Source organism: Brucella anthropi, from assembly GCF_046630315.1.
GTDB lineage: Bacteria > Pseudomonadota > Alphaproteobacteria > Rhizobiales > Rhizobiaceae > Brucella > Brucella anthropi_A.
The window spans coordinates 31,308-55,479 of record NZ_LQBD01000038.1; the positions used below are offsets into that span (position 1 = coordinate 31,308).

A 24,172-nucleotide genomic window follows, 5' to 3' on the forward strand; every position below is an offset into this window, starting at 1 on the left:
GACCTCACAGTGCCGATGCGGTGCCATCCAGCGGCCCGCCCGATCCCTTGCCCTTGCTCTTTTTGCCGCTCTTCTTCCGGCTCTTAACGTTCTTTCGACGGCCCTTTACAGGCTTGTTGTCGAAGGCTTCCGGCGACGTGACGGCGATTTCGGTTTCGCAGCCGCTGTCCTCCTGCTGAAGGAACGTGACGCGGGATATCAGCATGTCGCGAAACACGTCCTGAAAGGAATCGGAAACCTCGACCATTTCGTTGACCCGCCACAGACGCCCGTTCGCCTTGTAACCATGAACGCGATAGGAGATTTCCTCACTCTCGCCGCGCTTGGTGCGCATACGCCAGTCGGCTTCATCCTTGCAGCCCTTGTCGTCGGCCTTGGAGCGGGCCAGATGGACGATCGGGCGATAGCGCCTGATTTCGTCGTCGGTCGCCTCGCCACTGGCGACAACGCCGCGCCGCTCGCGTTCGGTGGCCGAACCGTCAGTGGCTTCCCTATCTTCCGGCTTTACCGGAGCGCTGCCGCCCATAAGCGGTGCTGCACGGCCGTCGCGAACGGTAGCAGCCTTTTCCGACTGACCGCGCACGATAACCTTGGAATGGCGATCCTTATGGGTGAACTGGCCGGACGAGGCTTTCACGTTCCCAGGCAGCGAAAGTGCTGCCGGAGCGCGATTGGCTCCCGTCCGGGTGATGACGACACCGCCGACGCCATCGGACATGACAAGGGCATGGCGCTGACGCGTACCCTTGTCGATGGCACTCAGGCCCGTTTCGGAAAGGTCGATACCGTAGCGCGGGAATGCATCGCCAGTATCGATCTCAGAGCGGACCGAAAGCCCGAACGGCTCTGCAATGCGTTTTACGGCTTCTTCCAGCTTCACATTGTTGAACTCGGACGGACCAGTCGGCGCGGCCGTGCTGTCGACCAGATCGCCCGCCTTGTCCTTGCCGGATATCGAGACCATGGCGCGCTCTTCATCGATATCGGGCGAAACGGTTTCGATATAGCCCTTCAGGACGAGCTGATCCTCGACATAGGCTTCAGCTTCCATGCCGGGCTTCAGTTTGAAGACAGCATTCGCAGGTGATGCAAAATCGAAGGTGGAAAGCGCCCGGCTATAATCGCGCAGCTCGAAGCTGAAAGACCCGCTGAAATCCTTCAGATCGCGGGTGATGTTGGCATTGGTCCACTGGTCGAATACCTGCCCGTTCACCTTCAGCCAGATCGAGCGCGCCATTATTCGGTCACCTCGACGCGCCCTGCCGGAATGCGGGCTGGATGGCGCGGCCGGTTGCGTTCGATGATGGAAAGATAGCCGTCCTCGATCAAGGACGGATCGTCACCATAAATATGATTGGCGATCTGGAAGGCATCTGTCGGACGGTCGGTTTCGATGATGCGAGATGCTGGCAAGCGCCCGATCGCTTCATTGATATCGGCAATCAGGCACAAGCGGACATCGCGGGTGGCGCGGATGGTGGCGCTGGCCTCGGCAGCAAAATCGGAATCGGAAAGGCTGGATAGCAGATCGGTATAGGCATCCAGCTGGCCGACCAGGCTGTCGCGCAGCGCACTTGCTTCCGCTCTTGAACCGAACTCGATATAGGCCGCAAGCTGTCCAGCCTTGGCAAGCGCATCGCCAGCCGTTCCGGCCAAGAGCACCGTGTCCGGACGCGATACGGTATCACCCGCAAGAACGACAAAAGCAGCAGCGGCACTGGCGTTGATGTCGAGCGCCTGACGTGCCGACAGACCGGTGGAAGAGCTGGTTGCTTCTGCGGCCGGAGCAACGGCAGGCGTTCCGGCGAGATCGGGAACGAGATTGACGATCATGTCCGTCACCGAGCTGGCGGTGCTGGACAAGGCTTCAGGCGTGGCAGGCAAGGTTTGCGGCAGAGCTGCGGCGATCAGGGCAGAGGCTCGACCCGCACTGGACTGCCAGTACGAGACAACCTGCCGGGCGGTGCGCTGTGTGGCGTCGGTGCGAAGCCGGGACAGGGTCCGCCTCGATGTCGATGTAGTGAGAGACGCGGCAAGCGAGACAAGCGAAAGGGCGGCACCGATCAGCGCCGAGGCGGTGGATGCAAAGCCTGAAAGCCCCATGCCATTATAGCGCTTGAAGGTGGCGCTGAAGCGGACGACGCGCAGTTCGTGGGCGGCGAAGGAAATTTCGGCCGTCTCTTCCATGATGACCTGCATCGGGCCAAGCCATGGATGGATGAGCGTTCCCGGTCCCGGCGTCTCGAATGCAGCCTTCAGGGCCTGTGCCTGGGCAATATAGGAATCGCTGACGATCAGCCCCTCGACCTGGATGGTTTGTGTCGCAAGGCCGAAATCATCATACGCCGCCTGATCGATACCGGGAAACAGATGCTCGGCAACGCGACGCCCGACCTGTGTTGAGGTATCGGGCACGTGGAACGAAATGCCACGATACGAAGCTGGAAGCAGTCCTGGCAGAACGTCGCTGATGCTGTCGAAGATCATGATTGCCTCTATGCCCTGCCGATGACCCGGCCACGATCAGTCGTAAGCCCGACATTCTTGTTGTCGGAGGTAGCGCTTGCGAGCCTGCCCGGACCATCGACCTTGATGCGGATATCGCCACCGACATTGACCGACTGCGCCGAACCGGCAACAGCTGCAAGGCGTGTCGGCGTCGAGAGACTGGCCCGCTGATCAGGATTGTTACCGTTTGCGGGCGTTGGCCGCTTCAGCTCCGGCAATGGAGGAACCACAAGGTTTCCGTTCAACGCACCCCGAGCATCTTTTCCGGTGATCTGACCGTTAAAGTCTTTCATATCTGCCGGAACGCCGAGAATGGCTTGCTTCACGGCATTAACCGCGCTGACGATACCGTCGAGCCAGCCCTTGATCTTGTTGTAGACAGGCTCGAAACCAGCGGCGAGCGCATCCCAGGCCAACACCGGCAGATCGATCGGCATTTTCAGGAAGCCCCACAGTTTTTCGACGCCGGAAGCAAGTGACGATACAACGAAGGTTGCCGTTTCAGGGAAGATGCGCGCCCAGTCTGGCATTTCGGCTTTTCCCGCAGCCCAGTTCGCAAGTTCGGCCAGTCCCTTCGTCAGTGCCGAAATGCCCTGCCAGATTTTTTCAAGGCCGGTGAATTTCAACAGTTCCAGCTTGCCGAGCCATTCGCCCATGGTGCGTGCAAAGCCGCTCATCTTGCTGGTGTCAAAACCAACAAGCTGCATCAGGTTGCTGGCAAGCGTACCGAGAGCGCTCCCCAAATCCTTCAAGTTGTTCCAGGTATCGCCCATGTGACCAAAGGTGCGTTTCAGGCTTTCGCCGATCGGCGCCAGCGATGGTTCGATGCCTTTGCCAATATCCTTTAGCGCGGTCCATGCCGTTTGAAGCCCGTTGAATACGCCTTCAAGAACCTTCAAACTGCCCACTTTCAGGCTGTCAAAGTTGATGTTTGCGAAGATCGAGCGGGCACCGTTGGAAATCCGCGACCATGCACGTGGTGCAGCATCTGACACATAGTTCCAGGCACGAACCGCGCCGTCTGACACACGCGACCAGACGCGGGAAAGATAAGGCTGCGCCTGTCCCCAGAGCCGCTTGGTGCCTTCCCATGCCTTGGAGGCGCGGTCCTTCACGCCGTCCCAGAACTTCATGAGCCTGGGCGCGACCTTGTCCCAGTTCTTGGCAATCAGGACGCCAGCGCCAGCCAACAGGCCGATGACAATGCCAAGCGGTGACAGGATAACGCCGATCAGCGCACCGATCGCGCCAAGGCCAGCACCGATAATTGGAAGGACAAGGCCGAGCGCGCCAAGCGCCGTGACCAAGAGAACAACGCCGCCAACGCCAGTCAGCAGGGTTTTCATCCAGCCGCCTGTTGCCTGATCGATCTGCCGCACCCAACGAATACCTGCGAGCAGCCATTCATTGATGGTCGGGAGCCATTCACCGAACGCAAAGCCGACCTCGCGAATGGACTGTGTGCCGATTTCGTTGAGGATCGTCAGCTGTCGGTTCATGCCCGCCATCTGTGTCTCGAAATCGGTGTCGATCGCTGCACCCGTTGCGGCGGCGACCTTCTCCTTGATGTCTTTGTATTCCTGCACGTTCGCCATGAACGGCACGATGAAATCCAGCACCTGCTGATCGGAGAATAGCTCGGAAACCTTGCTGGCCGCGCCGATCGCTTCCAGCTGCTGGCGAACATAGGCAAGCGCCTCGGCACCCTTGAGGCCGTTCTTTTCTGCGGCCTTCATGTATTTGCCGATCTGCTCTTCACCGACGCCGGTGAGCTTTCCGACCTTCTGCAGCATGGCTTCCAGCGGATTGATGCCCTTCGATGCAGCATCCAGCATGACCGCCTGGATATCGACGCCCATGCCAGCAAAGTTCTTGATGGTGCGCTCAGACAGCGCCTTCGACAGGAAGTTCGAAAGATTGTTCGCCGCGATCGACGGATCGGACGTGCCCTTCATGGCGATCTGAAGCGCCGAGCCGAGGAAGTTGACGGCCTCGCGACCCTTCACACCAAATTTGGCCACCTGCGAAGTCAGGCGCGGAAAATGCTGCGCCATGTCCTTCAACTCGAAGGAGCCTTCCTTACCGGCGATCACAAGCGCACCAAGACTGTCGCGCATCTGATCGGCGGGAAGCTTCAGGTTGTTGAGCATGGCGGTGCCAACGCCAGCCATGTCGGAAAATTCCGCATTTGCAGCCGTGGCAGCGCGGCCGATATCGCCAATGGTGGCGTCGATCAGCTTCTGATCGACACCGGCAGCAATCATCTGGCCTGCACCGGCCGCAATCGTTTCCGACGCCTGGCCGATGACAAGGGCCAGTTCTTCATACTCGACCTTAGCCTTGGCCGCGAAATCAAACGCGGCCTTGCCGGAGAGTTCGGCGGTGCCTGCAATATCGAGCAGCTGTTGCTGGAAGGCTGCAGCTTCCTGAACCGGCCCCATGAACGAAATAGCAGCAACCGCCGTACCGAGAATCCCGATACGGCGCGCAAAGCCGGTCAATTTCTGAAGGTTGCCAGTAAGGCGGCGCATCGGACTGGAGAGCTGATCGCGAAGCCGGACCAGAACATCGAGCGCCATTGATTTTGATGCCATGGTCTAGCCCTCTGCCTCTTTGATCCTGTTCCGATACGCCATGATGCTGTTCCACCAGAAGGTGGCGGTTGCCGCATCCATCATGTCGATTTCAGCGGCAGAGAAGCCCGATCCAGTGGCGATCCCGCCGAGGATTACTTGCCAGTCTTCCGGCCACTCGCCAAAAAAGAGGACAATACCTGCGCAGATGCGGTGATGTCAGCCGCATCGAGCCGGTCATAAAGCACGTTCATGATGGCCTGGCTGATCCGCGTGGAGCGCGAAAACGCGACGACGTTCATCGAATCTTCGGAGGTGGCAGAAATCGCCCGCTGATCAGCACCCGTCAGACGATGGAAGGTAAGCTCGGAATATTTCTCCTCACGTACTTTCCCGCCCTTCTTGATCTCCAGTGTCCGAGGGTAAAGCAGTGGCAATGTGACCGAACCATTGTCATTCTGGATGGCATGATCCGGCAGGCGATCATTCGGATCGATATCCTCATCGACATCGGCGACCACGCCAGCCTTGGTGGAAACAGGTCTGTCCAGATCCACCACTGCGTCCGTGACCGGACGTTCTTCGTCAGTAATGTCGAGATCGACAACATTCTTAGCCATTAAAGCACCTCTTCAGGAGCGCCGCCCGCCCACTTGAGTTCAATCTTGCCGCCTTCGCCGCCGGTGATGTCCGGATGGTCGGTTAGGAAGGCGTCAGCGAAAATGAAGGTCTGGCCGGTATCGCAGACAACCTGCAATTCGCCTTCGCCCTCATCCCAGAGACCGCCGTAGCGCTGTCCCTTTTCGAGGTTCGTTGTCGCCGTGACTTCCGAAGCCTCGAACTCCTGGGCGCGACCGACCTTGCGGCCATAGGTGACGGCATTGTTCTTGATGCCGCCCACTTTAATCTTCGCGCCCTTTTCGACGGGGATGTTTCGGCCCCGCCAGACGATGTCCACTATGCCAAGTACCTGTGCCATGGTTCTCGTTCCTTACCTTTAGACTTGGAATTCCAGCGAACCGGCGAGCACCATCAGATTGCCGACGATGTTGATCTGCTGTCGGCTTTCGAGACGGTTCTTGTCACTGGACGAACGCTGGAAGGCGCTTTGCTTGATGGTAGCCTCGACGTTCTGTATCCAGACCAGATCGCCATAGCGGCGGCAGCGGCCCGCCCAGGAGGCGTGCATCCGGCGCGGCGTGACGACCGATGACCCGGGTTCTTCGTCATCGCCGACATTGGTCGCAAATGCCGCACTGTCGTCATCATCCGTGAGCTTGGCACGCGGATAGAGCAGCGAGACATAGGAGTTCCAGTCGTAACGGATGCGCGACAAGGTGGCGGGCACCATGATGTCGAGCCACGCCTCGTCATCGACGTTGAGGTTGGATTTCCGGTACGTGGTGATGAGACGCGAGATCGTGACCGAACCGTCCGAAAGGCTTTCGAAGGTCGAGACACCCCGGCGCAGAAGGAGATCGCGCTCCGTCTCGATGAACTGGTCGGCAGCACTTGGCGCTTCCACACCAGGCACAACAAGCGAGCGCAACTGGCGGGCCGGATCGTTGGCAAGGTGGAAGCTTGCAAGCCCCATGACTGCCGCCGATAACACCCACGAGCTGGTCGGAGAGCCATTCAGGCCCACTGCCGTCAGGAACGGACAGTTCGTCAGCTGGCCCCAGGTGCCAAGCTCGGCAAATGAGCCGCTCTTGCCGACATAACCATGCGCATCGAGCTTCGACATCGCGGTGAAGCGATTGGTCAGGAAGTCTGCAAACACGCCCATATTGGTCGGATCGCTGAACGGCTGCTGGATTGCCGTGTACCAGGTATTGGCGATCACATCGAGCGCAGGCGTCAGATCGGGATTGCCGGACCCGCCCGCCATCTTACCGATTGCAACGTTGAGGCCGGTTGGCAATGGTTGCGCCTCGATGTCGACGCGCAGATCGATATCGTTGCCAACTTCACCGCCATGGCGGCTGGTGACAGTGACCACACCGGCAGCGGCCGCAGCGGTGACCGGCAGGCTGGCGTTCTCGTTGATAGCTGCAGCCAGCGCTGCGGCAAGCTGTGCGACGGTGGCAGTGGACTGCGCGGAGAAACGCACCTGCTGCCCGGCAATCCTGAAGCGAAGGACAAGAGCCTGCGAGACTGCGCCGGTAAATGTGATGGTGCCGCTGGCCTTCACCGCATCTTCGTCGTCGGCGATCGCCATGACGAAGAGGCTTTGGGTCTTGTTGGCCTTGCGGAATGCCTTCACCTGTTCGGCGCCGATCGAACCGATACCGAATAGCGCCTGACCTTCAGTGTCGCGAACGACTTCCGCGATGGTGCCGGGCTGCAAGGTGCCGGTGGCAAGCTTCAGGCCAATGATCAGGTTCTGCACCGGATAATCGAATATACCGAGATTGCGATAGTTCGGCTTGACCTCAAGATAGGTGCCGGGGGAGCGCCAGTCGGTCGGAATTTCGTCAAAAACGAAGTCAGCCATGATTATTTACCTCCGTTCCGGGCTTTGCCGGCCGTATCGTCGTTGGCGTTGCTGTCGGTGCCGGTCGGCACTGGCGCAGCCGGGGCCTTGACGCCAACTTCGACCAGATCGCCGTCAGCGATGCGGCGGCGTATATAAAGAGTGACGGGAACCGTCGCGCCGCCTTCAGGCCAGTCGCGGCCATCTTCCATGGGCACGGTGCGGCCGGGTGCGAGCTTCAGCTTTTTCTCAAGCATGGCTTTCCTCGGGGTTGATGGTTTCGGTGATGACAGGTTCTTCCGCATCATTCGTGATCCATGTGATCCCAAGCGACTTGAGATCGTCGGCAGACTTGATCTGGAAGGCGGAAAGCGGCGATGTGAAACGCACATCGAAATCGACCTGGGCAAGAACGGTGGCGTCGTCGGCCCATCCGTCCGCATAGACGGCTTCGGCGCGAGTGACCGTGGAGGTGCCAATCTCTGGCAAGGTGCAGCCGCTCAAAAGGACGCTCGACACGTCGATCATGGCGTCAAGGCCGATATCGAATTTGTCGCCCTTGAAGCGGGCATCGAGACTGTTCGACGCCTTCACGACCAGGACAAGCCGCCAATTGGCAGCACCCGACAGCAATCGCCCGTTGTCACGGTCCGGCTGAAGGCCCATCCATGCGAGACCGATAAACGGCTTGAGGCGGAGGATGCGTTCAAATTCCTTAACGGTCAGAACGGCGGGAACGCGTCCGATCTGGAATTTCTTTTCCGGGAATGCGAGGCGCAGCCGCGCGATGATGGCGGCTTCCATAACCCTGATCGGCGCTTTGGTGAGTTCAGGTTCAGCCATCTCACCAGCCCTTCAGCGATTCATCGGAGAACATGGCGGGACGGCCGGAAAAGCGCGGACCGTTTGACTTTCCAAAGTTTCCAGCCGATGCGGCCTCGATGGAGATCAGGCCCTTGGCGATATTTTCCAGCCAGGTAATGACTTCCTTACGTTCAAGGCGCATTTGTTCGGTCGGCTCGGTACGCTCGCCCTTTGCGAGATCATAACGGGCGAGAACGCATGCAGCGCGCACAATATCCTTCGGAACTTCCGCAAGCGGCACCTTGTAACGGCCGCGCAGATAGCCGTCGATCAGTGCCGTGGCGTCAGCCAGGGCAACTTCGATCTTGGCTGGATCAAGGGTTTCGGTTTCACGGTCTTCCGGCATGGAGAGCCGGACCATTTCCGTGTTGCCGAAACGCTCGATCATATTTGCGACTGTGGCGTACAAGAGCCATTCTCCAATTTAAGGTGGAAGCCGCTTGCCGCGACGGCTTCCGGGTCATGGCCTGTTTCAGCGGCGGCCCGGTATTAGTCGTCCAGCTCGATCAGCTCAGCGACCAGATCGGGATCGCCCAAAATCTGGTTGAGCTGGAAAGGCTCAAACTTATCGATCGGATATTCATTCGTGCCATTATGGCGACGACCGCCACGGCGAATGCCTTCGACCTTTGCCGTGATACGAATGCCGTTGCATCCAAATTTGCCGTGCTTGGCGGCATAGCGTTCGACCGCAGCTGCGATGAAATCAAAGCCTGCGTCCTTCGCGGTCTGGACGGATGCAGCGACAATCTCATCGACTTCGATCTCCGAAGCCACCACAGTCTGGTCGCTGACGGGACCGACCGGATTGTCGGTCCCGTCATTGGTCGCAGTCGCCGGGGAGTTATTGGTTGTCGTTGCATCGCCCTGGACGGCACCGCCGTTCTGGCCGGTGTTGTCGGGAGTGTTCGGCAGGGGGCCACCTACTGGCTCGGCAGCGGGCACTTTCTTGGTGTCGTCGGTGGGCTTTGCAGCTTTTGCCATGTTCTTGCTCCGTTGTTTCAGGGCTTTTCAAAGGGGTCTTGAGACCCTTTTGAGAAACCCTCCCGCCCGTTATGGCGGGAGTGCTTTTCAGTTCTTCTCGATCAACTATTCGATGAGCGTTCGAGGAACCGGGAGTGGCAGGCGCACATCCATGCTTCTCGACTTGGCGAGGATGGAAACGTCTGTCGGGCGAAGCATCGCGACGAAGAGGAGACCGGATGCGGGTTCAAGGCCCATGTCCTGGCTGACGGTCGCCACCAGTGCCGAGGCGGGCACGAGCGCTTCGTTATGGCCAAGGTAGAATTCAACAGGATTGGAGAGGATTTTTTCATAGGCGGGGATATCGACAGCCGATGCTGGTGCGATCGATGTGAGGGCAAAAGCCGCCACAATCGCGAACATGCTGCCGAAAAACAGACCCACTTTCCTCATGGTAAAACTCCGGGTTCAAGTGCAGTGACAGGGTTAGTCCGGTATGCGCCGCCCGCTGTCGGTGCGGGCGGAACTCTTGTGACGCTGGATCAGGCCAGCAGCGGGATAACGACCGGCTCGGCCGTGCCCTTCCATTCGTTGCTCTCACCGTTCGCGGCCAGCTCGTTGAGCAGCAGCTTGCGGGCGGCACCTTCCAGCGTGGACGGAACGAGCAACTTGCGCGGATTGATGGAGATCACTTCGCCGTTGCGTTTGCGGATGGAAGTCATCGCGGCACGGGCAGCGGCGTAGTTCTCGGCACTCAACGGCAGCTTGGACTTGTAGATCAGCTGCCAGAGGCCATAACCAGCATTGCAGCGACCATCGACGCCATAAACCGCCTTGCCGCCGAAGAAGACTGTATCGTCGGTCGCCTGATCCTTGCGGATGAGCTGGAAGCTCTTGCGGCTCTGGTAGATGATCGGCTTGATGACCTGACTGTCATCGACCAGATACCAAGCCGGAGACGAACCGGCAGCGAAGTTGGAGACCGAAGTTTCCTTGCCGTCTTCATCGTAGCCGGGATGGTCAGTGTCGAAAAAGTTCTGTCCATCATAGCACTTGGTCGTTTCGCCGTTCTTCAGGAGCGGGAAAACCAGCTGATCTGGGAACTGTGCGGCATTCTGGCCGAGCTGCGCCGCCATGGATGAGAGGAAGCCCAGCTGATCGTCTTCCACCTGGGAGATGCGAACGCCGATCGTGCCTTCAAATTCCTTGTTGCGGATCGTGTAGGTCTGCATCGACAGGTCATGAACGATACGGTCACCGATCCATTCACGAATCCCTGGCAGATCGTCCATACGCGGATATTCGTTTGCCGCCGTGGTCGACGGAACGGTCATGGCGACGGTCTGATAATGCGTCGTCGTGGAACCAAGCTGCGCGTTGAACGCTGTCGAAATGGCCGTATAGAGGCCGCGCATTGTGGATGGAGTTATATCCATGGGTCGTTTTTCCTTATGCGCCGACAGAAACCCACGTGCGGCCGTCACCGAGACCGGCAATGGTGCCGACCTTCAGCTTGCCGCCCGTAGCGTCGAGCGTGAGAGTTGCATCATCGGTGGCGTAGACCGGCTTGCCGATGTCGGCGAAAGCGGCCTCAAATTCGAAGCCGCGCGTGTCGCGGATCGCAGTAACGCTCAGATCGCCGTCAGCGCCGTCGCGGTTGTCGATGTGAAATTCTGCCAGCCCAACGATCGCAACAGCATCGGCATGGGCTGCGGGAACTGCCAGACCGGCAGCGGTGACGGCGACGATAGCCCGTCCGAAAAAGCGGATGCCCGCCTTGACCGGATAGCCGAACCGGGTACCGTCGCGGCTCGGGATTTCGAGATCGCGAGTAGCGGCCATCAGAACAACTCCTTGTGAGACTTCTTGGTCTTTGCGAACTCGGCGGGATCAATGCCCATCAGTTCGCAAATCTGCTGATCTTCGGGAGACAGCGCGGGATCGCCACTTTCCTGCGGTTTGTAATTGCGAAGCGTGGCCGAATGCAGCGACGGGAGAAGCTTGATCTCGTCCTCGACTTCCTGCGCATTCTTCATGTGACGGCTGATGAAATGCTCGCGGAGCGCCGGGACCACTTTGCCATCTTCGACAGCGCGATTGACAACCGCCTCCGCCTTGTCGCGTGCTGCACCATTAGTCAGGGTGGTGACCTTCGATTGAAGCTCCGTGACCGTCTTGCGCAACTCAACTTTCTCGGCATCGTCGCCCGACTGGCGGGACTGAAGCGAGGTGACGATCTGGTCGCCGGAGGCATCAATATTGACACCGGCAGTTTCCACGACCTTCGCAAGCGTTGCCGAATGCAAGGTCTTTTCCGTGACGGCGGCGAGGATCGCAGCCGCGTCGGCGTCTTCTGGAAGGCCAAGAGCCTTCCGCAGTTCTTCTTCCATGTCCGGTTCTCCGGTTAGGTTGGCTGTATGGAGGGAATTGAGCTTGAGGTTCGGATCGTTGGTGAGCGAGGCCCGGCCGATCTCAAGGACACGGTGCGGCTTGCCTTCGGTCACGAAGAGCGCTGGCGACAGGTAGCCATATTCGCGGCCGCTGACGGCCGCATTGCCGCGAGCGTTCCATTCAACCTTGCCCCAGATGCCATCTTCACGGGCTTCCATGTCCACGATCCAGCCAAGTGCCGGGCTTTCAAAACCCTGCGTTCCAAGCTTGTCTGTGGAATGATTGATGTCGATCGGAAGCTTGCGGCCAGTATTGCGGAACTGCGCAACGATCTGCTGGAGATCACCGGCAACGTAAGGACCGCGACCGTCTGCCCCGCTGAACGTGCCAGCGGGCATGAGGTGTACCCATTCCGGCACAGCGGTCACCGTCACGTCATCGACGGCCGGAAGATTCATCATAAGGGAGGTCAGACGCTTTTTCATGGACGTGAGAAAACCACGTCCAGCAAAAGCTTATCATGCCCGCGACGGCGGGCACCCATTAAGAGGCGTTAAATACGGCGTTGAAGTGCGCTGAAAACGGTCTCGGAAATCATGACCTGGTCATCGTCGGAAATACCGAGATAAGGACGCGCCGGTATCGTAACCGACTTTGCCAGCACAATGCCAGATGCCAGACGAAAAACAAGATGTGAAGCACTTTTCGGCTTGATGGTCGCGCCGAGCTGGTGAACGGCGGCATAGTCCGCGTTGGTTCCGACCGTCACCTGGTCACGGCCTGCACGATGATTGATGCTGTCGCGAAGACGGCCGCTTTCCGTCAGAATACGGCTATTGCGCTTGGTTTTCTTGTATTCCGGATTGAGCTTCTCCCACGCAACGCCATCTGGCGACTTCTGCGAAACGAACCGACGGTGTGTCGAGCCAACCAAACTGGAGCCGATTGCGCTCATGATTGGCGTTGTGTCGCCCATCACGGTAATCAGCCTGGTGAAAGCCTGTTGGACGGCCTTGTCAGAAATCTCGACTTCAAGAGAAACGCCGGTCATTCCGCAGCACCATCAAGCCAGCTCATACCGGGATTATATTCAAACCCCGGATCGACGCCCTGGGGAACGCGAACCGTGCGCCCGCCGACTTCCTCTGCACGGAATACGAGATCGGGTGAATGATCGGGAGCGGACTTTCCCTGACGGCGCAGGCCGCCATCAGAAACCGGCGTTACGAAACAACCGCAGCGCCAGCCGTTCGGTGGATAGTTGGTGCGCCAGAATGTGTCGTCGGCACGAAGCACCATGCCGTCCCAGGACAAATGCTCTTTGCGGGGATGAAGCGAACCGGAATGGTTATATTGCCAGTAGGGAAACGCTTCGAGCGTTTCAGGTTCGGTGAGCTTGGCATAGCGACCGGCTGCATAGGCCGTGCGCAGATTGGTATCGAAGATGATGCGGGTGCGCCAGTTCCGTTTGCCGCGATAGTCCCAACCATGCTTTTCGACGATTGCGTCGAATGACTGGCGGAACTCCTCGATTGTGGTGCCTTCTTCAAGCGCTCGTTGGATCTCGCGTCGGAAGTCATCGAGCAGCGCATCCGTGGCAGCTCCGGCAACCATGAAAGCTCTCGAATGAGCAGCAGCATAAACATCGGTCCAGACTTGCGTCTTGACGTTGGCCTTGCCGGATAAGAAGCGGATCGCTTCATCAAAGGGCAGATCGAGCGCCGATATCGTATCTGTCATCGTGGAAGCTCCCGAACCATCAAATTTGAAGGCCATTTGAAGGCCATAGACGCGCATTCCCGATTTTTTGCGGGATCGCTTCACAAAGGAAGCTAGTGCGCGTCTGTGGCGGTTTATTTGCGTCCGGCAATGTCATCGATCAAAGCGGCCTGTCCGGCGAGATGCGCCAAAGCCATTCCGCGTGCCATGGCTTGTGACAGCTCATCCGGTGAAAGTTTCATCCGGGCAAGCCGGTCGGCCGCGTCGGCAATCGTTTCCGCCGACATCAGCACCGTGCGGATTTCTTCGGCAAGGCCCGCAAGCGCCCCGGCCGCATCGTCCTGAAGCCGGTCAGTCAGCTTCCCGACAATGTCTTCAGTAGGCGATTGCTTTTCGCGGGCATGTAGCATCTTGCGAACCGAATTGAGTTCAGGCGCGCGCCCTTCCGATTCAAACAGGCGATCCATGATGGAAGGCTGGCGCCCGCCGATAACTTCTTCTCCTTCAACGGGAGCCGGAGCGCCGAGGCGTTCGCGGATATAGGATGCGCCAACCGTGAGACCATGTTTGGCGAACTTGTCGAAGGCTTCGGCAAACTCCTTCAACATCACTTCGTCCGGACGCCCGATACGCACGATCGGATAATGATCCTGCGGGCCGAAGTTCATGGAGATCAGGTTTGGAATAAGCTGGCGAATGATGGTCGCGGTGATCATCATTGCATCGGCGCGCTCGATATCCTCCTGGACGAGGCGATGCTCGCGAGCAACCGCATGTCCCCCGCCGACAGCGTCGGTCGTGGTCGTCTGACCAAGAACGGCTTTCGACACCTGCCGGTCCATCCAGTCGGCCCGACGTTCGTAAAGGTCGATTGAAGTGCCTTTCGCGGCCACTTCCTGAAACTCGATTTTCATGCTGTCGGGCATGATCGCAGCCATATCGCCAGCGATCTGCGTCACTGCGCGCCACAGGACATCCTTGTCCTCTTCCTTGGCGTCACCTTCGTAGCGGCCGATACGGATCGGCATGCCGAAATTCTGGACGAAGATCGCCCAGTCCTTGAGTGTGAAGCTTTTGTACATCCACGCCCAGGATGCCACGCGGGCAATACCGGAACGGATTGTCAGGCCAGACTTCGACGGATGTCGATGGATGATAAACTTGTGAGCCGGTAACGGTTCTTCTGCCGGATCATCGCGAAGCACAACAGTTTCACCGTCTGCGCGGGCAAATGTAAACCAACGCTGCGGCCGGTATGTAATCTCGCGCGGCTCCCACCGGCTAAGCCGGGTTTGCCAATCGATCTCCATAACGGAGAATCCCTTGCCGATCGCGTCGAGCATATCGAAGAGACATGCCCGCAGCACGTCATCGTTGATCCACGACTGGACGAACTCGGCGTGCTTCTTGTGATCGGCCGCGTCACTGGCAGGCTTCACTGTAATCGGGAGCTGCGCCACGGAACGCTTGCGGGTCGACATCACCCCGAAATAATGAAGGTCGCGCTCCTCGATGTCCTCTGCAAGCTCCAGATAGGAGAGCGGATCACCTTCAGCAGCTGCGCGATGAATGGCGGAAAGACGACGCGGGTTAAGCCCCTCGGCCGGATGACCTGAAATGACGGGACGAACGCCGCCGGTTGTCGGCCCCGCATAGGGTCTGGTGATTTCCTGCCGCTTCAGCGGATTGCCATACTGATCGACCAACTGTGCCATTAGAGCGAACCTCTCAATTCTGGATTAATCGAACGCTCGCGATCATCGGATCGGCTGCGACCATCGGACGGCACGTTGCGACGTGTTTCATACCCGTATTCCATATGCGGCGTACTGGCGGCATGTATGCCAAGGAACGCAGCCCACGTACGGTCGGCGTGATCATCGTCTCGCTCGGCAACGAATCGCGGCGCGCCGGTCGGAGAAGTGACCTTGCGCAGTTTGTGCAGGTCGGACCGAAGCGGAACATTGCCCATCGGTATGCGAACGGTGCGGTCCTCGAAACGTTCCTTGCCGCCATTCGCCATGATCAGCTTGCTGCCGGTGCTAAACAGGACGCCTTCAACACGACGACCGTAGCGGCGCTGTGCGTCCTCGACGACTTTTTCGCCCATGCCGGTCTGGTCGATGCAGGCCCGCGCCACACGATAACGCATCATCACGTCATCAAAGGCAGCATCCATGTCGGCAAAGGTGGCGCGCTTCTGCTCGATGATCTCACGACACCACAGAACGTCGCCGATCTCTTCCCATACCCAGATCACATGAAGGTCATTGCGTCGGCCAATATCGCGCCCGACATAACAGGCGTTGCCCTGATATCCTTCCGGGCTTCCTGCATCGTCATCTTCGACCGACGAGATCAGTTCGTACGATAGCCAGGCGCTCGCCTCATCGAGATACTGCAGTTCATATTCCTGCGCCCAGGCATCTTCGTCGGCAATACCGGCGCGGAGTTCCTCGATGTTGCGAGGCAAGCCGTCCCTGACCGCCTGATAGATATCGACAACATGCCGTGACCAGGTATCGTCGTTGGCGGTGTCCAGTTCGAAGAATTTCCCGCTCTTGCCATTCGGTGTCGATGTGACGCGCAGCTTCCAGTTTGCCGAGATTACTGGAAAGAGCGCCTTCCAGATCGCATTACTATCTTTGTGGAATGCGAACTCATCGAGAAATACGTTGGCAGAAAAGCCGCGTGCCGTATCGGGATTTGCCGGAAGAGCTGTAATACGGGTGCCGTGCGGTAATGTCACTTCCAGCGCCTTGTAGCTGCCGGTGTCGCCCTGCCAATCAAACTCGCTGGCGTCAAATGCCATGCCGTAAGCCTTGGCGTGAGGATATATTCCTTCCAACATGGCTTCGCGGGCTTGACGTTCACCACGGCTCAATATCACCCACCGTGTACGCTGGCTCTTTACGGCATGCTCAAAACTGTCATCAACACATTCCAGTGTCGTGGTGAACGTCTTGCCGGTTTGTCGGGCAAATTTGCCGATCTTGAAACGGCTTTTGTCCGTGAGCCAGCGGCGCTGATAGCCGTAAAGCAAAGGCTGTGTCATCATGATGTCCCATAAGCTTCACGGATCATGCGCAGGATTTCTTCGCCATCCACCTTGCGGCCTGCTTTCTCGACAGCGTCGGTCGCGTCACCAACCGCTTTCGCCAGCTTGGCACTGGCTTCCTGTTCGGCCTTGCGGCGATGCTCGGCAGAATGGCGCTGCGCAACCACGGTTTCCTTATAGGCACGTGCCAGTTCCATGGCGTTTTTGGAATTGAGGCCGTCGCCGTCAAGCAGCTCATCGATGAGCGTTTTGAGGAACTCGCCGAGAACGATATCGGACTTGCTGATTTCTTCAGGCGTGAGCTTCTCTGCGATGCCAGCATAGATGTAGCGGCGCTCTTCCAGTTGAGAGGCACGACGGGACAAGCGCATGGCTTTACGATTGAAAGCCGACTTCGATATCGGTCCAATGCCCTTGACTTCCAGACGGTCATTCAGCTCAAAAAGAATATCCGCCTGACTGCGGCGGCGTTCATTGAGCTGACTGATTGCCCAGACAACATCGTCCTGAGCGTCTTCCGGTAGTAACTCCAGACTGTCGAGCCTGGAACGGCCACGCCTATCCTCTGTCATGGCTCATCACTCCACGTCGCCCGGTCGCTGGATGCCTTCGAGGACGAGACGGCGCTCGACATGATCGCGGCCTGTCCTGGTCAATGTGGCGATGAGGGCTGTGCCTGCGGCACTGATGCGTACAGCGCCAGCTTCGGTTTCAAGCCAGCGCATCTGATTGCGCAGATATTCGCGGGTGCGTTTGTAGCCGAAAACCTCCAGCTCGCGTTCAAGCAGGCTGTCGTTCAGACTGGCATTCGTCTCCATCGCGAGCGCCTTCAGGATGATGAGGCGTACATTCTGATCGACAAAATCCTTGTAACCCGCCGTCATTCCTAACGTCCTTTCTGCATCAAAAATTCTTCAACACGGCGCGTCGTTCGTTCGGTCGCCTCCGACGACTTTGCCATTATGCCCATCTGGCCCTTGATCTCGGTGATCGCGAGCTGGAGCTGATGGACGGTTTCAGTGTTCGGCATGTGTGACAGATCATTCTCGACCTTCGACAGTCGGTGCTCGTGATCCGAAACCTTGGCCGATATCTCTTTCGCGCCCTTGCCGATGTAGCCGCTGACCACGCCGAGGAAGGCCGCAGCCGCCAGCAAGAAATTGATAAGCTGCCCAATCTGGGCGAGTGAGATATTCTCCAGCATTAACGACGCCCCCTGGACTGCTCGCGTTCAAGTTTGCTCTGACAGTCCACACACCGGCGCGCCGATGGCAGGGCTGCAAGCCGCTCCGGCTCAATCTCTTCGCCGCAGCGGACGCAGATGTCCGATCCGTCTCCAATCAACGCAGCCGACGCGGCAGCGATTCCCGCGTCCCGCTCTTGCTCGGCGCGCAGATCGGCCAGTTCATGTGCCTTGTTGCCCGCTTCCATCACTTCGGCCGCTCCGCTGGCACCGGCACCGCGTCGATGGCGGCGATGGCTGCACCGCGCCGTTGTTCGCAGGCGGCAAGCGCGGCGCGATCCTTGCCCCAAAGCGGCGTCAGCTCTTTCGCCGACAGCGCGCGATTAGGCAGAGTGACAGGCGGGTCGCATGGCTTGCGCGCTTCAGACGGCACTTGGCCCCTTACGAACTCAGTACGGAGGATTGGCTTTCCCTCCGAGGAACTGGTTGTTGAGCAGCCGTGAGCGATCGACATCGATGCCACTGCCAGGAGTGTCAGAAAGTGCCGCATTGGCATCCTCCAGTTCTAAGACCTTGTTGTTGAGGCGGTTGATTTCGGCTTGCGCTTTTTCCTGCACGGCCTGGGAGGCTTTCATCTGCTCGATGATGTTCTTTGCGGCGGCTTCATTGGCCTCGGCGATCTGTCGAGACCAATCCGCATCACGGGCTTTCTCGGCGGTTGCAACCGCATCGGTGATCGTATCGCGGAGCGCACGAGCAGCACCGAAAGCCAAGGTCGCCGCCGCCAGCAGTATGATGGCGGCAACAACAATCTGGGAGGTCCACTTGGCGAACCATGCCGAGAACCATGCAATCATGGCCTGTCCTCCCGTCGATCGGTGAATAGCGTTTTTGCCTGCGCCCAATAATCGACAGACCCGAAACCACGATGGACGCCGAGAACGCCGACGATCAGGGCGACCATGGAAGGAACGACAATGGGGGCGATGGCGACGGCTTGTTCGGAGCCGACAGATGCAGCGCCAACAAGAATGACGATGACGGCCCAGGCTAGGTAGAAACTGCCCCAGAGGTAGCGACGGCTGGAGGTATAGCCCGGCTCCTTGATCTGTTCGCTCATACCACGTCCTCCGGCATGAAGCGCTGAAGGCTGTTCATCGTCTTCGACCCGACCAAGCCATCGGCAACCAGACGATGGTCGCGCTGGAATGCCTTCACGGCTTGCTCGGTTCCCGGTCCAAAAATCCCGTCGATCGACAGATGGTAAAAACCGGCAGCACGAAGGCCACGTTGAAGATCGGCAACGGAGAGACCCCGCATGCCACGACGCAGCACGGTGTCACCCGGCTGGAAGGCGATAGCGTCGGCGCTGATCTCCGCAACAATGTCCTTGGCCTTGGCGAGATATGCGGCGCGGTCGCTCAAGCCGTTCGTGCCACCGTTGACGCGCTTGGTGATAGCGACAAGATCATCGCGGTCGGCAAGATCATTGAGGTTGCGAGTGGACCAGAAATAAAAGACAGCCCATGCAGCCCACGGCCACGTCGCCACCAGTTCGGGCTTCAGCTCGAAGTTTGGCGCATCGGAGCGGTGCTGCCGTATCCACATTGCGAAGGCGCGATAATTTGCGCGGCCGGTCAACTGGATCGGGCCACGGCCCTTGAAGCGTTTGCCGTCACCGGGCTGTGTATTGCCGAGATCCGCGCGGCCTTCATATGCGGCTCCGCTGGCGTATTCTTCCATCGCGCAAAAGCCATCGCTCTCGTGGGCGAGCTGCGCGAGGAAATGAACGATGCGAAGCGCATTCGTCACCTGAAACCGTTTCAGCAGTTCTGGAAGCAAAGGCCCAAACGATGAAATGATGGATTGTTGCTGTGCGATCTTTTTGACAGCGACACGTGGAGCGAGCGCGGCCAGCACCGTGTGATTAATCTGGGATGCAAGGTCGGTCACATCACGCCCTCCGCGAAACTGTCTCTTTGGCTGTTGCCGTGGCCCTGATTGGCCGGTTCAAGACAGTTTTACGCGGGCACGCGATTGCTAATCATGCCATAGAAGGAAGGCACGACCCGTATCTATTCTGACGGAAACATTTCGATCTGACGGTCGTCAGTCTTTCTTGTACGGTATTTAACCGGTGAGCGTTGGAATAGCTTCTCAACACCGTTTTCTGTGATGCCCAACTTACGGGCAATCTGTGCATTCGACAAGCCATCGTCGTCACGATAGCGGCGAGCGCGAAGATCGCGCACTAATGGAACGCTTATGTAGTCACCGCCATAGCGGCGTGAGAGCTTGTTTGCAATATCGATCCCGACGGTATCGATCAGCTGCGAACGATCAATATTCGACGGCACGTAAAGGCGAATACCTGCATGCTCCTCGGCAAGGCGGATCAGACCATCCTCACCAAGCAGACCGAGCAGCTCTCCCACAAGACGATGATCCTTCAATGCTGCCTCCCGATCTCCGCAGAAAGCGCAAGTTGCTGCGCGGTAACGAAACGCAGGCGGGCCTCCAGCTCAACACGCTTATGGCAGTGCGGCCGGAGCGCGTGGATACGTTGACGCAAGATATTGCGCTCAGTCTGGAGCCGCTCGATCTCTGCCAATTCCGGCGCGATGAACAGAGGTAGATTAACCAGAGGCGCGGATTGCTGAACCATCATCATGCCCTCACCATTGCCAAAACGCGGAAGGCGCGCTTTATTGGAGGAAATTTCAGGGGGTTGATATGAGACTGGTACTGGTTGGCTTGGTGCTTTTTGGCAGTGGCGCGATCGCCTCGGCCGCAAATTTTGATGAACAGAAAGTCGCTAATGATCTTGGTACCGTGCTTGCCGCCGAAGATGTTTGCGGTCTGAGCTACGACCAAGACGAGATACAAAAGTACGTCACCGAAAATGTTCCAAGCGACGTGACCAGCTTTCCCGGAACTTTGGGGCTGTGGACGCGGACCCGAAAAGATCAGATGCAAACAATGACAGGGTCTGAGAAAACCGCACAATGCACGTCCATCAAGAATATCGCTAAATCCTACGGCTTCATTAAATAGCCGCGCCATCCGCCCGGAAGTTTCCCGGCGAATTGATATCGTTTCTGATGTGGCGCGGACCGTGAAAATCATGGCCGCGCCGCTTTTCTGATTTCTGCGCCAAGCGCGTTCATCACCGGCTGCCAGTTCTGCGGCTTCAGTTCTTCAAAATCGAACTGGTCATCGAGACCAAGAACCGCCCGAACGTATCGGGTGAAGCTGCCCGGCTCTGGCAGTCTGCCTTGCTGCGAAAGCACACTCCATTGCGCAGCGGCAACCTTCGCGCCGTCTGTTCGCCTCCAGCCCTGCATGAACATATCTTCCTGCCAGACTGGACCGACTTCGCGTTCAATCCACTTCTTGATGCTCTCAATCGCGATACGCGCGTCGGCCCAATCATGGACGAAACGGACATGATCGATTTTCGTCTGGCGCTTCACGAAGGCCAGCAGGGCTTCATCAGCGGGATTGTCGAAAACACCAAGGTTCCAACCAGCAATCCAGAGAGCCTGAAGCTTACCGGCGAACTTGCCTTCAAGGCGCTTTCGAGACCCTTTTGAAGCGGGCTTGAAACCTTGGCGACGAAACTCATCGATCAGCTTCAGGCGCTCGCCTTCGGTCATTGCCGCAGACGAATGCTTGCCGGTGATGCGAATGCAGATCGCTCGATAGGTATCGTCGTCAAGATCAAGTTGCTTCTTCGCGACGTGTATGGCGGCGGTGGATTTCATATCAATCCTCCCTCGGCGCGATTGGAACTGGTCCGGACCCGAACGGATTGAAGGTGTCAGCTTCCCGAATATGCTCTACGGCTTTCAACGGGTCCGCGCTTCTCCAGTCCGGCCACCGGCGAATGAAGTTGCATGCCTGTTTCGCGATGATGATCTTGATGATCTGTTCGGGCGACAAATCGAGCCGCGCCATGCCGTTGAGTGCCAACAGGACAATGTCAGCCCATTCCTTCGGATCAGTTGGATTGGTCTCGATCTCGATCAGTTCCTTTCGGATATGATCGATTGTGCCTTCTGTGCGCCGTCCAGGGCCGAACGTGGCAAAATTCCAGCTGATGAACTCTTCTAACCAGACGGCATTTATGATGGGTGTAGTCATGCCACACCTGCCTTCGTCGGACGCACAAAGACCCGGCGATGATGATGCTCACAGAAGCTGGAACCGATCTTCACCGGATGGCCGCAAAACAGATGCTGTTCGCCCTTGGCTGCGTTGTTAACCGCGAACCGGCATTGGCGAAGGTTTAGGTCAGCTAACGGCAGGCCGAGCGGATCGATCGGCGTTTCGATCTCGGCGACGTCCTCGCAAATGAACACGGGCTCCGCCTCAGCAACCGGCACGACCACTGGTGCGGATTGTACGTACCGAGCTGGAGACCGAGCCGCTGTTTTCATGCGTCCGGATTTATAAGGTGACGATTCCGCCTTCGGCTTTCGTGCACCACCGACACCGGACCGAAGCCCGATCTCGCTCAGCGTCTTGTCGCGGTGAATGACGCTGATAATCGCATTGCGGCTGATACCGAGGCGCTTGCTCATCTGACCGGCAGAGAGACCTTCGCGGAGCAGCTCGGCGACGACCTGTTTGCGATCATCAGTCCATGTCTTTTGAGAATGGTTGCTCATTTCAGAATTACCTTTCGGCGAAACAGTGCTGCTATCGCCGCATAAAGCGGCGCGAAGGTGCGCAAGAAAACGGAACGTGCGGGCATCGGTGCATGATGTTCTGGAGCAAACGGACGTGCATACCGATCAACCATGTTGCGGCAGAAGGTCGGGCCGTCGATGCCTTCAGGCACGGCATAGAAATCCGTTCCTGAAGGACTGAACACCACGCAAACGCCTGACAGCAGAATGCCCGATACACGACCTTGTTGATGGCGGGTGCGGGATTTCTGGCTGGCGCTCATGCTGCACCTGCCAGCCCACGAAGGTGTTCGACACGGACAACACGATGGTGGAGCGTCAGACTGTAACCAGTCTCCTGAGAGCGCACCAAGTCATCCGTGGTTACCAGTTTGTCACCAACACCGTGCGGCAGTGCGAGGTTCACGAAATGACTGCCATCGGCCCAAGCCCACGCCTGAAACGGGCCTGCGCCGACAACTTTGCCAACGCCGCCGCCCTGGTCTTCTACGTCCCACCAAAGGAAGTCCTGACCGTTGTCCTGAAAGTGAAAGCGGATCATGCTGCACCGCCTTCCGGATACTTCTCGCCGCAGAACGGGCAGTAGGACAGGAACATGCCGACAGGCTTGGCACCGCGCTTCTTCTCGATGACCTCTGTTTGGAGCATGATCGTTGGAGCCGCACGGTTGCCGAATACGAGGGCTTGGGTCAGACGGGTATTCCGCTCGGCAAGCTTCTCGTCCACGTTTTTGATGCAATCACACATTGCCGCACCTCACGCTTTGGCGATGTCTACGGTGACAGCTGTCCAGTCATCCTGAACAGAAGCGCGCTCGTAGAACCGGACGTACTGTTTGGAATATTGGACGTCGATGGCGTCCTCGATGGCGCGCATGGCGTCCTTCCAACGTTGATCGGAAATATCGAGCTTGGTCAGCTTCTTGATTTCCTTCAGGTTGATCTTGCCTTCCTTATCCGTGTCGAAGGCACGGGTGATGATGGCGCGGATTTCAGCACGCGCACCGTCCGTCCATTCATTTAGGCATTCATCAATGAGGCTTTTCGCGACCTGAAGTTCGGGACCCGCAACCTCGAAATCGTTGATGCTGACCTTGACCATCTTCAGGCCATCAATGGTCTGATAGGTCCGGTTTCCCTTCACGCCGCCTGGACGGGCGTTGTATTCCTGCTCCAGAACTTCATCCAGGCTGTCGAGGTCGGTCATGCTGTGCTTGCGGAAGCGGCTGATTTGCGCCGAGATGTCCTTTGCGTACCCCATCACCTTGCGGACGGTCTCGTCACGAAGTTTGTCGGCAGGCTTCACCAGTTCGAGCGGTACGAGTGCTCCCTTGGCATTAGCCATATAGGGTTTGCCATTCACCATGGTGACGCCCTGTTCTGGCTGTTCTTCCAGGATGCAGGCTGCAAGTGCTTCGGTCATTGTCGTTTCCTTGTGTTCTGGTGGCTCAGGCGCGGTCGGCGCGTAGGGTGAAATTGGGTTTGAAGAGGACGACGTTGGTGTCGCCCTGGTAGAGTTGATCCAGCAGGGCTTGTCGGGTTCGGTCATCGCTGCGGCCCATGCCGTTCCAGCGGTGGCGGCTGATCTCATGTTCGCGCTTGACAGCGAGAGCGCCGCATTCGTAGAGCGCTGCGTTAAAATTCTGGACATCAGCCGGAGTTAGGAAAACGCCTTGCGTCTCGTACTTCAGGAACGACCGACGCCATGCGAAAAGCGTGTCACTCAATGCATAAAGATCGGCATCCATGG

General features: G+C 58.2%; 37 protein-coding genes. 1 reads left to right on the plus strand and 36 read right to left on the minus strand.

The features are described 5' to 3' along the window. Positions 1–4: 4 nt before the first annotated feature. The 28 genes from AVM02_RS17825 to AVM02_RS17960 all read right to left on the minus strand — a co-directional run bounded on the left by AVM02_RS17825 (position 5) and on the right by AVM02_RS17960 (position 20,403). Entirely contained in the window at positions 5–1,237 is a 1,233-nt protein-coding gene (locus tag AVM02_RS17825; RefSeq protein WP_411508258.1) for a phage baseplate assembly protein, read from the minus strand. After that, the gene (locus AVM02_RS17830; RefSeq protein WP_411508259.1) at positions 1,237–2,487 is read right to left on the minus strand and encodes a DNA circularization N-terminal domain-containing protein; all 1,251 of its coding nucleotides are present in this window, start codon (positions 2,485–2,487) and stop codon (positions 1,237–1,239) included. The genes AVM02_RS17825 and AVM02_RS17830 overlap by 1 nt, the downstream gene beginning before the upstream one ends. Positions 2,488–2,495: 8 nt before the next feature. Beyond that, a complete protein-coding gene (locus tag AVM02_RS17835) occupies positions 2,496–5,102 on the minus strand; it encodes a phage tail tape measure protein (protein ID WP_411508260.1) in 2,607 nt (868 codons plus the stop codon). Between the two features lie 134 nt (positions 5,103–5,236). Further along, positions 5,237–5,701, minus strand: a complete 465-nt coding sequence (locus tag AVM02_RS17840; RefSeq protein WP_411508261.1) for a hypothetical protein — start codon at positions 5,699–5,701, stop codon at positions 5,237–5,239. Beyond that, entirely contained in the window at positions 5,701–6,060 is a 360-nt protein-coding gene (locus AVM02_RS17845; RefSeq protein ID WP_094543814.1) for a phage tail tube protein, read from the minus strand. Before AVM02_RS17845 ends, AVM02_RS17840 begins: the two co-directional genes overlap by 1 nt. An 18-nt stretch (positions 6,061–6,078) precedes the next feature. Continuing rightward, positions 6,079–7,575 (minus strand): phage tail protein, encoded by a 1,497-nt coding sequence (locus AVM02_RS17850; RefSeq protein WP_411508262.1) that lies wholly within the window; start codon positions 7,573–7,575, stop codon positions 6,079–6,081. A gap of 2 nt (positions 7,576–7,577) precedes the next feature. Further along, a complete protein-coding gene (locus AVM02_RS17855) occupies positions 7,578–7,811 on the minus strand; it encodes a DUF2635 domain-containing protein (RefSeq protein ID WP_094543816.1) in 234 nt (77 codons plus the stop codon). Further along, positions 7,804–8,397 carry a hypothetical protein gene (locus AVM02_RS17860; RefSeq protein ID WP_411508263.1) on the minus strand — a complete coding sequence of 198 codons (594 nt, stop codon included), beginning with the start codon at positions 8,395–8,397 and terminating at the stop codon, positions 7,804–7,806. The genes AVM02_RS17855 and AVM02_RS17860 overlap by 8 nt, the downstream gene beginning before the upstream one ends. Before the next feature lies 1 nt (position 8,398). Then, positions 8,399–8,827, minus strand: a complete 429-nt coding sequence (locus AVM02_RS17865) for a gp436 family protein (RefSeq protein ID WP_411508264.1) — start codon at positions 8,825–8,827, stop codon at positions 8,399–8,401. Positions 8,828–8,907: 80 nt separating this feature from the next. Next, positions 8,908–9,402: a hypothetical protein gene (locus AVM02_RS17870; RefSeq protein ID WP_411508265.1), complete on the minus strand. Its 495-nt coding sequence runs from the start codon at positions 9,400–9,402 to the stop codon at positions 8,908–8,910. Positions 9,403–9,507: 105 nt separating this feature from the next. Then, on the minus strand, positions 9,508–9,834 hold the full coding sequence (locus AVM02_RS17875) for a hypothetical protein (protein WP_411508266.1): 327 nt from the start codon (positions 9,832–9,834) through the stop codon (positions 9,508–9,510). An 89-nt stretch (positions 9,835–9,923) separates the two neighbouring features. Continuing rightward, complete coding sequence (locus tag AVM02_RS17880) at positions 9,924–10,817, minus strand: Mu-like prophage major head subunit gpT family protein (RefSeq protein ID WP_411508267.1); 894 nt, start codon at positions 10,815–10,817, stop codon at positions 9,924–9,926. A 13-nt stretch (positions 10,818–10,830) separates the two neighbouring features. Further along, complete coding sequence (locus AVM02_RS17885) at positions 10,831–11,223, minus strand: hypothetical protein (RefSeq protein ID WP_411508268.1); 393 nt, start codon at positions 11,221–11,223, stop codon at positions 10,831–10,833. After that, positions 11,223–12,233 (minus strand): phage protease, encoded by a 1,011-nt coding sequence (locus tag AVM02_RS17890; RefSeq protein WP_411508269.1) that lies wholly within the window; start codon positions 12,231–12,233, stop codon positions 11,223–11,225. Before AVM02_RS17890 ends, AVM02_RS17885 begins: the two co-directional genes overlap by 1 nt. Before the next feature lie 92 nt (positions 12,234–12,325). Beyond that, positions 12,326–12,823 carry a phage virion morphogenesis protein gene (locus AVM02_RS17895; RefSeq protein WP_411508270.1) on the minus strand — a complete coding sequence of 166 codons (498 nt, stop codon included), beginning with the start codon at positions 12,821–12,823 and terminating at the stop codon, positions 12,326–12,328. Beyond that, the gene (locus tag AVM02_RS17900; RefSeq protein ID WP_151663341.1) at positions 12,820–13,512 is read right to left on the minus strand and encodes a phage minor head protein; all 693 of its coding nucleotides are present in this window, start codon (positions 13,510–13,512) and stop codon (positions 12,820–12,822) included. The genes AVM02_RS17895 and AVM02_RS17900 overlap by 4 nt, the downstream gene beginning before the upstream one ends. Positions 13,513–13,625: 113 nt before the next feature. Continuing rightward, positions 13,626–15,206 (minus strand): DUF935 domain-containing protein, encoded by a 1,581-nt coding sequence (locus AVM02_RS17905; RefSeq protein WP_411508271.1) that lies wholly within the window; start codon positions 15,204–15,206, stop codon positions 13,626–13,628. Then, positions 15,206–16,549 carry a terminase large subunit domain-containing protein gene (locus AVM02_RS17910; RefSeq protein WP_411508272.1) on the minus strand — a complete coding sequence of 448 codons (1,344 nt, stop codon included), beginning with the start codon at positions 16,547–16,549 and terminating at the stop codon, positions 15,206–15,208. Before AVM02_RS17910 ends, AVM02_RS17905 begins: the two co-directional genes overlap by 1 nt. After that, positions 16,546–17,121, minus strand: coding sequence for a phage protein Gp27 family protein (locus tag AVM02_RS17915; protein ID WP_154144372.1), 576 nt, complete (start codon positions 17,119–17,121; stop codon positions 16,546–16,548). Before AVM02_RS17915 ends, AVM02_RS17910 begins: the two co-directional genes overlap by 4 nt. A gap of 6 nt (positions 17,122–17,127) precedes the next feature. Then, complete coding sequence (locus tag AVM02_RS17920; RefSeq protein ID WP_094543349.1) at positions 17,128–17,433, minus strand: hypothetical protein; 306 nt, start codon at positions 17,431–17,433, stop codon at positions 17,128–17,130. 2 nt (positions 17,434–17,435) lie between these two features. After that, the gene (locus AVM02_RS17925) at positions 17,436–17,753 is read right to left on the minus strand and encodes a DUF2730 family protein (protein WP_083699691.1); all 318 of its coding nucleotides are present in this window, start codon (positions 17,751–17,753) and stop codon (positions 17,436–17,438) included. Further along, the gene (locus AVM02_RS17930) at positions 17,753–17,980 is read right to left on the minus strand and encodes a TraR/DksA C4-type zinc finger protein (RefSeq protein WP_076773857.1); all 228 of its coding nucleotides are present in this window, start codon (positions 17,978–17,980) and stop codon (positions 17,753–17,755) included. The genes AVM02_RS17925 and AVM02_RS17930 overlap by 1 nt, the downstream gene beginning before the upstream one ends. After that, positions 17,980–18,165, minus strand: coding sequence for a hypothetical protein (locus AVM02_RS17935; RefSeq protein WP_411508273.1), 186 nt, complete (start codon positions 18,163–18,165; stop codon positions 17,980–17,982). The genes AVM02_RS17930 and AVM02_RS17935 overlap by 1 nt, the downstream gene beginning before the upstream one ends. A gap of 16 nt (positions 18,166–18,181) precedes the next feature. Then, positions 18,182–18,589, minus strand: coding sequence for a hypothetical protein (locus AVM02_RS17940; RefSeq protein ID WP_279722338.1), 408 nt, complete (start codon positions 18,587–18,589; stop codon positions 18,182–18,184). Further along, positions 18,586–18,852: an NAD(P)+ transhydrogenase beta chain gene (locus AVM02_RS17945; RefSeq protein ID WP_151663334.1), complete on the minus strand. Its 267-nt coding sequence runs from the start codon at positions 18,850–18,852 to the stop codon at positions 18,586–18,588. The genes AVM02_RS17940 and AVM02_RS17945 overlap by 4 nt, the downstream gene beginning before the upstream one ends. Further along, positions 18,849–19,685 carry a peptidoglycan-binding protein gene (locus AVM02_RS17950; protein WP_411508274.1) on the minus strand — a complete coding sequence of 279 codons (837 nt, stop codon included), beginning with the start codon at positions 19,683–19,685 and terminating at the stop codon, positions 18,849–18,851. Before AVM02_RS17950 ends, AVM02_RS17945 begins: the two co-directional genes overlap by 4 nt. Positions 19,686–19,807: 122 nt before the next feature. Beyond that, positions 19,808–20,185: a hypothetical protein gene (locus AVM02_RS17955; protein ID WP_411508275.1), complete on the minus strand. Its 378-nt coding sequence runs from the start codon at positions 20,183–20,185 to the stop codon at positions 19,808–19,810. Continuing rightward, on the minus strand, positions 20,182–20,403 hold the full coding sequence (locus AVM02_RS17960) for a hypothetical protein (protein ID WP_278436438.1): 222 nt from the start codon (positions 20,401–20,403) through the stop codon (positions 20,182–20,184). Before AVM02_RS17960 ends, AVM02_RS17955 begins: the two co-directional genes overlap by 4 nt. 62 nt (positions 20,404–20,465) lie before the next feature. On the opposite strand from AVM02_RS17960, the gene AVM02_RS17965 reads away from it, so the two are divergent. After that, positions 20,466–20,786 (plus strand): signal recognition particle, encoded by a 321-nt coding sequence (locus AVM02_RS17965; protein WP_411508276.1) that lies wholly within the window; start codon positions 20,466–20,468, stop codon positions 20,784–20,786. A 68-nt stretch (positions 20,787–20,854) separates the two neighbouring features. Here AVM02_RS17965 and AVM02_RS17970 read toward each other — a convergent pair whose 3' ends face one another. From AVM02_RS17970 to AVM02_RS18005, 8 genes are read right to left on the minus strand one after another with little or no spacing between them, the layout of a single operon-like run. Continuing rightward, positions 20,855–21,496, minus strand: coding sequence for a phage protein GemA/Gp16 family protein (locus tag AVM02_RS17970; protein WP_411508277.1), 642 nt, complete (start codon positions 21,494–21,496; stop codon positions 20,855–20,857). Position 21,497: 1 nt separating this feature from the next. Further along, positions 21,498–21,875 carry a dATP/dGTP pyrophosphohydrolase domain-containing protein gene (locus AVM02_RS17975; protein WP_094543374.1) on the minus strand — a complete coding sequence of 126 codons (378 nt, stop codon included), beginning with the start codon at positions 21,873–21,875 and terminating at the stop codon, positions 21,498–21,500. Further along, positions 21,872–22,402 carry a GcrA family cell cycle regulator gene (locus AVM02_RS17980; RefSeq protein WP_411508278.1) on the minus strand — a complete coding sequence of 177 codons (531 nt, stop codon included), beginning with the start codon at positions 22,400–22,402 and terminating at the stop codon, positions 21,872–21,874. Before AVM02_RS17980 ends, AVM02_RS17975 begins: the two co-directional genes overlap by 4 nt. Then, the gene (locus tag AVM02_RS17985; protein ID WP_411508279.1) at positions 22,399–22,686 is read right to left on the minus strand and encodes a hypothetical protein; all 288 of its coding nucleotides are present in this window, start codon (positions 22,684–22,686) and stop codon (positions 22,399–22,401) included. Before AVM02_RS17985 ends, AVM02_RS17980 begins: the two co-directional genes overlap by 4 nt. After that, entirely contained in the window at positions 22,683–22,964 is a 282-nt protein-coding gene (locus AVM02_RS17990; protein WP_411508280.1) for a hypothetical protein, read from the minus strand. The genes AVM02_RS17985 and AVM02_RS17990 overlap by 4 nt, the downstream gene beginning before the upstream one ends. Beyond that, entirely contained in the window at positions 22,961–23,170 is a 210-nt protein-coding gene (locus AVM02_RS17995; RefSeq protein WP_331664504.1) for a hypothetical protein, read from the minus strand. Before AVM02_RS17995 ends, AVM02_RS17990 begins: the two co-directional genes overlap by 4 nt. A gap of 9 nt (positions 23,171–23,179) precedes the next feature. Continuing rightward, complete coding sequence (locus AVM02_RS18000; protein WP_278555323.1) at positions 23,180–23,845, minus strand: DUF3164 family protein; 666 nt, start codon at positions 23,843–23,845, stop codon at positions 23,180–23,182. A gap of 25 nt (positions 23,846–23,870) precedes the next feature. Beyond that, on the minus strand, positions 23,871–24,170 hold the full coding sequence (locus AVM02_RS18005) for a hypothetical protein (RefSeq protein WP_331664505.1): 300 nt from the start codon (positions 24,168–24,170) through the stop codon (positions 23,871–23,873). Positions 24,171–24,172: the final 2 nt, after the last annotated feature.